The sequence below is a fragment of the Streptomyces rugosispiralis genome, assembly GCF_024505145.1.
Lineage (GTDB): Bacteria > Actinomycetota > Actinomycetes > Streptomycetales > Streptomycetaceae > Streptomyces > Streptomyces rugosispiralis.
In genome coordinates this window covers 1-9224 of sequence record NZ_JANIAA010000093.1, presented here as the reverse complement: position 1 = coordinate 9224, position 9224 = coordinate 1, and the positions used below count along the sequence as shown (strand labels likewise).

Annotated in this window: 2 protein-coding genes; both read left to right on the top strand. The window is 74.6% G+C overall.

Annotation, left to right across the window (positions count from 1 at the left end; genetic code table 11):
- Positions 1 to 4155: SDR family NAD(P)-dependent oxidoreductase (locus NP777_RS46210; protein WP_256656209.1), on the top strand; the 4155-nt coding region annotated here is incomplete at its 5' end.
- A gap of 16 nt (positions 4156 to 4171) precedes the next feature.
- On the top strand, positions 4172 to 9148 hold the full coding sequence (locus NP777_RS46205; RefSeq protein ID WP_256656208.1) for a type I polyketide synthase: 4977 nt from the start codon (positions 4172 to 4174) through the stop codon (positions 9146 to 9148).
- The last annotated feature ends 76 nt before the right edge of the window (positions 9149 to 9224 follow it).

The window sequence follows — 9224 nt, the reverse complement described above, 5'->3', positions numbered from 1 at the left end:
GTCGGGCTGCAGGAGACCTTCGAGGAGGCCGGGATCCCGGCCGTCACCGTGCCCACTCTGCGCCGTGATCACGGCGGGCAGGCCCAGCTCCTCCACTCGCTCGCCCAGGCGTTCACCGCCGGGATCGACGTCGACTGGACCACCCTGTACCCGAGCTCCCCGGCACCCCGCGTGGTCCCCCTGCCCACCTACGCTTTCCAGCGCGAGCGCTACTGGCTCGACGGCCGTGGTGGACGCGCCGGCGACCCGGCCGACTTGGGGCTGGTCTCCGCCGGACATCCGCTGCTGGGCGCCGCCGTGGAACTCGCCGATGGCCGTGGACATGTGCTGACGGGCCGGATTTCGGCGCGTACGCACACATGGCTCGGGGAGCATGTGGTGGCGGACGCGGTGCTGGTGCCGGGCGCGGCGCTGGCCGAGTGGGTGCTGCGGGCGGCCGATGAGGTCGGCTGTGGCGGGGTGGATGAGCTGGCGCTGCACGTGCCACTCGTCTTGCCGCCGTCGGGCGGGCCGCGGGTGCAGATCGTCGTGGGCGAGGCCGCCGAGGACGGGCGGCGCGAGGTGCGGGTGTACTCCCGGCCCGCCGCCGGTGAAGGAGAGACCGCCGCCACGGGATGGGTGTGTCATGCGGAGGGTGTGCTGAGCCCGCCCCCGGACCGTTCCGACGAGGCGCCGGGACTGGGCGGGGCGTGGCCTCCGACTGGTGCGGCACCGCTCGGCGTCGAGGGGTTCTACGACCGGGTCGCGGCCTCGGGGTATGCCTACGGGCCGTCCTTCCAGGGGCTGCGGGCCGTGTGGCGGGACGGGGCGGATGTGTGCGCGGAGGTGGTCCTGCCCGAGGCCGCCGGGGAGCAGGCCGGATTCGGCATCCACCCGGCGCTGCTGGATGCCGCGCTGCACCCCGCGCTGCTGATCGACCAGCTCAATACGCACGATGACACCGAGCCGGCCGGTGGCGAACCCACCGATGGCCGGGTCTGGCTGCCCTTCGCCTGGAATGGCGTGACGTTGTGGGCGGCCGGGGCGACCACGGTCCGGGTACGCCTCTCTCCCCACCAGGAGACCGCCGAGGGTGAGCGCGCACTGCGGCTGACCGTGGCCGACGCGGTCGGCGCTCCCGTGTTGACCGTCGACTCCGTGGCGATGCGGCCCGCGAGCGTCGATCAGCTACGGGCGGCGATGGCTCCGGGCAGCCACGCCACGGACAGTCTGTTCACCGTCGAGTGGACTCCCCTGCCGCTCGCGGCCGGAACCGGAGAGGCGGCGGCAGGGGCCGGAGAGGCGGCGGCCGGGGCCGGTCGCTGGGCGGTCCTGGGGACCGACGGCCACCCGGACCCGGCCGCACTGGTCGCGGCGCTCGATGACGACGAGCCCGTACCGCCCGTCGTTCTCGCCGACCTGGCCGCCTCGACCAGGCCCACCGGCGACGGCACCGAGGAGGCGTCGGCCGAGGCGTTGTCGGCGACCGGACGGGCGCTGGAACTGGTGCGGGGCTGGCTGGCCGAACCACGGCTGGCGGACGCCCGGTTGGTGGTGGTCACGCGAGGCGCGGTCGCCGTCGACGGCCCCGAGAGCACCACCCGGGTGGACCTGGCCGCGGCCGCCGTATGGGGCCTCGTACGCAGCGCACAGTCGGAGAACCCCGGCCGGTTCGTCCTCCTCGACCGCGACGACGAGCCCGACTCCTCAGCCGGGCCCCACACCGAAGCCGTGCGCGTCGCCGTGGCCCGCGCCGTGGAGATGGACGAACCCCAGCTGGCCCTCCGCGCCGGTCGGGCCCTGGTGCCCCGCCTGATCCACGCCGGTACCGGAGGCGCGGGGCTGGTGGGCCCCGTGGCGCAGCCGGAGGCATGGCGGCTGGACACGGCGGGCACGGCGACCCTGGAGAACGTCGTACCGGTGCCCTGTCCCGAGGTGCTGGAGCCCCTGGGCGCGGGCCAGGTGCGGATCGCCGTACGGGCCGCCGGTGTCAACTTCCGCGATGTCATGGTCGGTTTGGGCATGGTGCCTGGCCAGACCGGACTCGGCGGTGAGGGCGCCGGAGTCGTGGTGGACATCGGTCCCGAGGTGACCCATGTGTCCGTGGGCGACCGTGTCATGGGCATCCTCGACCAGTCGTTCGGACCACTCGCGGTCACCGACGCGCGGTTGCTGGCACCGATCCCGGACGGCTGGAGCTTCCGCCAGGCGGCGGCCGTACCGGTGGGCCATCTGACCGCCTGGTACGGACTCACGGACCTCGCCGGGCTCCGGCCAGGAGAGTCGGTGCTGATCCATGCCGCGACGGGTGGCGTGGGAACGGCCGCGGTCCGGATGGCGCGGCACCTGGGCGCGGAGGTCTACGCGACGGCGAGCCCGGCGAAGCACGGGACCCTGGAGGAGATGGGCATCGACGCGGCTCACCGGGCCTCGTCGCGCGACCTGGACTTCGAAGAGGCGCTACGGCGGGCCACCGGCGGACGTGGCGTCGATGTGGTGCTCAACAGCCTCGCCGGCCCCTTCGTCGACGCCTCGCTCCGGCTCCTCCGCGAAGGCGGCCGGTTGCTGGAGATGGGCAAGACCGATATCCGCGACCCGGAGCTGATCGCGGCCGAGCACCCCGGGGTGACGTATCGAGCCTACGACCTGATCACCCACGCCGGTCCGGACCGTATCGGCGAAATGCTCCGCGAGTTGGGCGAGTTGTTCGCCTCCGGTGCGCTCGAACCGCCTCCGGTACATGCCTGGCCGCTCAGCCGGGCGCGTGCGGCGTTGCGGTATCTGAGCCAGGCCAAGCACACCGGCAAACTGGTCCTGGACGTCCCCGCCCTGGTGGACCCGGACGGCACAGTCCTCATCACCGGCGGCACCGGCACCCTCGGCGCACTGGTGGCCGAACATCTCGTCCGCGCCTGGAACATCCGCCGGCTGCTGCTGGTGAGCCGCGGCGGCCCCGACGCGCCCGGTGCCGAGGAGCTGGTGGCCCAGCTCGCCGACCTGGGGGCCGAGGTCCGGATCGAGGCGGTGGACGTGACCGACGCGGCCGCGGTGCACGACCTCGTCGCGGGCATCGACCCGGCACACCCCCTGACCGGTGTCGTCCACGCGGCGGGCGCACTGGACGACGCGGTGGTCACCGCGCAGAGTCCGGAGCGGCTGGCGCGGGTGTGGGGCCCCAAGGCCACGGCCGCGGCCCATCTCCACGCCGCCACCGCGCATCTGCGGCTCGGCATGTTCGTGATGTTCTCCTCGGCCGCGGGGGTGATGGGCAGCCCGGGGCAGGCCAACTACGCCGCGGCCAACGCCTATTGCGACGCCCTGGCCGTCCACCGCCAGGCCATGGGCCTCCCGGCGGTCTCGGTGGCCTGGGGCCTGTGGGCCGATGCCAGCGGTATGACCGGGCATCTGGACGAGGCGGACCTGGCCAGGATGTCCCGCTCCGGCATCGTCGCCATGTCCGGCGCGCGGGCGCTGGGGCTGCTGGACGCCGCCTGCTGGCACGGCGCCCCGCAACCCGCGGCCGTACAGCTCGACCTCCGGACCCTGGCCGCCCACCCCGCGGACACCCTGCCCGCCCTGCTGCGCACGCTCCTCGACAGCGGTACGGCCACCCGTCGTACCGCCGCCACCGGAGCGCCCGCCGCCGGTCTGGTCGCCCAGCTCACGGCGGTACCCGCGGAGGAGCGGCACCGGATCCTGCTCACGCTGGTGCGCACCCAGGCCGCGGCGGTGCTGGGCCACACCAACGCCGGGGCGGTGTCCGGTGACACCCCGTTCAAGGACCTGGGCTTCGACTCGCTGACCGGTGTCGAACTGCGCAACCGGCTCGCCGCCGCCACCGGGCTGCGGCTGCCCGCCACCGTCGTCTTCAGGCATCCGACGCCCTCGGCCGTCGCCGCCGAACTGTGCGAGCAGTTGTGCCCCGCACAGGCGGACACCTCGGCGCCCGTCTTCGGCGAGCTGGAGCGGCTGGAGGCGGCGATGGCGGGGCTCGGTGCCCACGACGAGGCCCGCGGCCGGCTGGCGAAGCGCCTGGAGGCGCTGCTGTGGCGGCTCAACGACGACACACCGGCCGAGGCCACCGGCGAGCACCGCGCCACCGCGGACGACGCCGCCCTCGACTCCGCGTCGGACGACGAGTTGTTCGAGTTCATCGACAGGGAACTGCCCTCTTGACCGTGAGTGAGGACTGATGTCGGGTACGGAAGAGAAACTCCGCCAGTATCTGAAGCGGGTCACGGTGGATCTCGGGCAGGCCCGTCAGCGGCTGCGCGAGATGGAGGAGCGATCCCAGGAACCGGTGGCCATCGTGAGCATGGCCTGCCGCTACCCGGGCGGCGTCGGCCGCCCCGAGGAGCTGTGGGAGCTGGTGGCCACCGGTGGCGACGGCATCACCGCGTTCCCCACCGACCGCGGCTGGGATCTGGAGGCCCTCTACCATCCGGACCCCGACCACCCCGGCACCAGCTATGTCCGGCACGGCGGCTTCCTGAACGGCGCGGCCGGCACCGACCGCTTCGACGCGGAGTTCTTCGGGATCAGCCCGCGCGAGGCGCTGGCCATGGATCCGCAGCAGCGGCTGCTGCTCGAGGTGGCCTGGGAGCTGTTCGAGCGCGCGGGTGTCGACCCGGTGACGATGAAGGGCAGCCGCACCGGTGTGTACGCGGGCGTGTCCAGCCAGGACTATCTGTCCCGGATGCCACGGGTCCCCGAGGGCTTCGAGGGCTATGCCACGACCGGCAGCCTCACCAGTGTGGTCTCCGGCCGGGTGGCGTACGCCTTCGGTCTGGAGGGCCCGGCGGTGACGGTGGACACGGCGTGTTCGTCGTCGCTGGTGGCGATGCATCTGGCGGGCCAGGCGCTGCGCCAGGGCGAATGCGATCTGGCGCTCGCGGGCGGGGTCACCGCGCTCACCACACCGACCGCGTTCGCCGAGTTCTCCCGGCAGCGCGGGCTGGCCCCGGACGGCCGCTGCAAGTCCTTCGCGGCCGCGGCGGACGGCACGGGCTTCTCCGAGGGTGTCGGCCTGGTGCTGCTCGAGCGGCTGTCCGACGCCCGGCGCAACGGGCATCGGGTGCTGGCCCTGATCCGGGGCTCGGCCATCAACCAGGACGGCGCCAGCAACGGACTGACCGCGCCCAACGACGTGTCGCAGGAGCGGGTGATCCGCCAGGCGCTGGCCAACGCGCGCCTCGCCGCCGACCAGGTCGACGCGGTGGAGGCCCATGGCACGGGCACCTCCCTCGGCGACCCGATCGAGGCACACGCGCTGCTGGCCACCTACGGCCGGGACCGGCCCGGTGAACGGCCCTTGTGGCTGGGGTCGCTCAAGTCCAACATCGGCCATGCGCAGGCGGCCGCCGGTGTGGCCGGTGTGATCAAGATGGTGATGGCGCTCCGCCACGAGACGCTGCCGGTGACGCTGCACATCGATGAGCCGACCCCGCATGTGGAGTGGGAAGGCGGCGGAGTACGGCTGCTGACCGAGCCGGTGGCGTGGCCGAGGGGCGAGCGCCCGCGCAGGGCCGGGGTGTCCTCGTTCGGGATCAGCGGCACCAACGCCCATCTGATCCTGGAGCAGGCCCCCGAGCCGGAACCCGCCCCCAGCGGCCCGCGGCCGGGCGAGCACGACCGGCCGCTGCCCTGGGTGCTGTCCGCCCGTAGTGGCCAGGCCCTGCGGGGACAGGCCGCCGCGCTCGTCCGGCGGATGGCCGCCGATCCGGGGCCGTCCATCGCCGAGGTGAGCTGGTCGCTGGTCACCACCCGCTCGGTGTTCGACCACCGGGCGGTGGCCGTGGGCGAGACCCGCGAGGAGCTGATGGCGGCGGTGGAGGCGCTGGCCGCAGGCGGGACGCACCCGGGTCTGCTCCATCCCGGTGGCGCCGCCGTGGCCGGGGAGCTCGGCCCGGTGCTGGTGTTCCCCGGACAGGGCTCGCAATGGGCGGGCATGGGCGCCGGACTGCTCGACGCCTCACCCGTGTTCGCCGCCCGGGTGGCGGAGTGTGAGCGTGCCCTTGCGCCGTACGTCGACTGGTCCCTCACCGATGTGTTGCGCGGTGCCGACGGGGCGGCCGACCTGGGCCGGGTCGATGTCGTACAGCCCGTCCTGTGGGCCGTGATGGTGTCGCTCGCCGCGGTGTGGGCGGGCCACGGCGTACATCCAGCGGCGGTGATCGGGCACAGCCAGGGTGAGATCGCGGCGGCCGTGGTGGCCGGGGCCCTGCCGCTGGAGGACGGCGCCAAGGTCGTGGCGCTGCGCAGCAAGGCGTTGCGGCGGCTGGCCGGTGGCGGGGCGATGGCCTCCCTGGGAGTGAGCCGCGAGCGGGCCGAGAAGCTGCTGGCCGGGCTGGGCGACCAGGCGGCGGCCGTGGGCGTCGCGGCCGTCAACGGCCCCTCGTCCACGGTGATTTCCGGGCCACCCGAGCAGGTGGCGCACGCCGTGGCGGCGTGTCGGGAGGCGGGCGACCGGGCGCGGCCGATCGAGGTGGACTACGCCTCGCACAGCCCCCAGGTGGACGAGATCGCCGATGAGCTGACGGAGGCCCTGGCCGGCGTCCGGCCGGTCGCGTCCACGGTGGCGTTCTACTCCACGGTCACCGCCGGCCGGATCGACACCACCGCGCTGGACACCGGCTACTGGGTGACCAACCTCCGTGAACCGGTGCGGTTCGCCGACACCGTCCGGGCACTGCTGGCCGATGGCCACCGCGTGTTCATCGAGAGCAGCACCCACCCCGTGCTGACCGTCGGCATGCAGGAGAGCTTCGAGGAAGCCGGGGCGGAGGCGGTCACCGTGCCCACGCTCCGGCGTGACCACGGCGGCCCGGCGCGGCTGGTCGAGTCCCTCGCGCTGGCGTTCACTGCGGGCGTCGGGGTCGACTGGACCACCCTCCACCCCACCGGCCCCGACACCCCGCGCACCGTCGAACTGCCCACCTACGCCTTCCAGCGGGAGCGGTACTGGCTGGCCGACTCGGTGTCCTTCGACGCCCGGCCCGCGGCGGACGAGGCGGAATCCCGGTTCTGGGCCGCGGTGGAGGGCGAGGACCTGAGCGCGCTCGCCGAGACACTGAGCCTCCCGGACGACACCGGCCACCGGGCCTCGCTGGGCACCGTGCTCCCCGCGCTCTCGACATGGCGCCGCGCCCGGCGGGAGCGCTCCGCCGTGGACTCCTGGCGCTACCGCGTCGAGTGGCGGCCCGTCGCCGACGCCGCCCCGGCCCCCGCGGGCTCCTGGCTCGTGGTCCACCCGAAGGGCGCCCCCGACGGCTGGACCGACGCCTGCGTACGGGCGCTGGGCGCGGACGGCGGCCGGGTGCGGCGGCTGGAACTGGCCGAGGACACCGACCGGGAGCAGCTCGCCGGGCAGCTGCGCTCCCGGTACGCCGAGGAGCCGCCACCGACGGGCGTCCTGTCGCTGCTGGCCCTGGCCGACGACACGCCGCCGCTCCCCGGCGTGGCCCCCGGCCTGACCGGTACGCTCACCCTGCTCCAGGCTCTGGTGGACGCCGCCGTCACCGCGCCCCTGTGGTGTGCCACCCGCGGCGCCGTCTCCGTCGACGACTCCGACCCCCTGGAAGCACCCCACCAGGCCCAGCTGTGGGGGCTCGGCAGGGTGGCCGCACTCGAACACCCCGACCGATGGGGCGGGTTGGTGGACCTGCCCGCGAACCCGGACACCCTCGACGCGGAGCGGCTGCGCGCCCTGCTCACCGGGGCCCGGGGCGAGGACGAGGTGGCGTTGCGCCCGGCCGGTGCGTACGGACGCCGGCTGGTGCCCGACCCGATCGGCGGCCGTGCCCCACGGCGCACCTGGAAGCCCAAGGGCACCGTGCTCATCACCGGAACCGCCGACGGGCCCGCCGCCCATGTCGCCCGTCACCTGGCCGCCGATGGGGCGGAACACATCGTGGTGCTGTGCCCGGGAGGCAGCGATGCCCCCGGCACCGTGGAGCTGAAGGCCGAACTGGACGCGCTCGGCACCGCACTCACCGTGGCCGACCACGCGCCCGCCGACCGGGAAGCCACCGCGCGCCTCGTCGAGCGCGTGGCCCAGGCGAGCGGGCGGATCGGGACCATCATCCACACCTCGGCCTCCGGCGAGCTGGCCCCGCTGCTGGAGCTCACCCCGCGGCGGCTGGCCGAGGAGATCCGCGCACATCTGGACGACACCGGGCGCCACCTGGACGAACTCTGCGGCATGGGCCCCGGGGACACCGTGGTCTACTTCTCCACCGTCGCCGCGTCCTGGGGCAGCAAGGACCACAGCTCCTACGCGGCCGCCACCGCCTGTCTCGACGCGCTGGCCCGGCACGACCGGGCCGACGGGCGGCCCACCGTCTCGATCGCGTGGGGGCTGTGGGATCTGCCGTACGGCGGTGGGGTACCGGACGCGACGACGACCTCGCACACCGAGCGCTCCCGGCGGCAGGGCCTGTCCCCGCTGGACCCCCGGCCGGCGCTGACCGCACTGCGCCAGGTGCTCGACCACGACGATTCGGGCGTCACCATCGCCGATGTGGCATGGGGCCGCTTCGCGCCGCTGTTCACCCTCGCCCGTCCCAGCAGGCTCTTCGACGCTGTCCCGGCCGCCCGCCAGGCCATCGAGGCCGCGCGGGGGCCCGCGGCGGACACCGCCACCGGCGAGTCGTCGGCGCTGCGACGGGAGCTGGCCGCGCTGCCCGGGGACGAGCGGGCCGAGCGGCTGCTGGCGCTGGTACGCGCCCATGTGGCGGCCGTACTGCGGTATCCGGCGCCCGAGGCGGTCGAGCCGGACCGCCCGTTCAAGGAGCTGGGGTTCGACTCCATCGCGGCCGTGGAGCTCAGGAACCGGCTGCGCGCCGCCACGGGGCTGAGCCTGCCGACCACGGTGGTGTTCGACTATCCGACACCTCGCACGCTGGCGGGGCAGCTCCTGGCCGAGGTGGACCCGGGGGAGGCCGACGCGGCACATCCGGTGTCCGGGCACCTCGACGAACTCGAGACCGCACTGGCCGGACTGCCGACCGGCGACCCGCGCCGCGCCGGCCTGGTGAACCGGTTGCAGGCCCTGGTGTGGAAGTACACCGCCACCGCTCAGGAGGCCGATGAGCCGGCGGGCGAGCAGGATCTGACGGCGGCCACCGCGGACGAGGTGTTCGCCCTCATCGACCGCGAGCTGGGGGTCTGACCGGCGGTCGCGGGGCCCCGGCCCGCGGCCGCCGCGGGGGGCGCCCCCCCGCCCCCCGCGGCGGGGGCGGGGCGCG

What these genes read in the sequence shown, in the direction of transcription:
- NP777_RS46205 (WP_256656208.1), top strand. Translation starts at nt 4,172, where the DNA reads ATGTCGGGTACGGAAGAGAAACTCCGCCAGTATCTGAAGCGGGTCACG.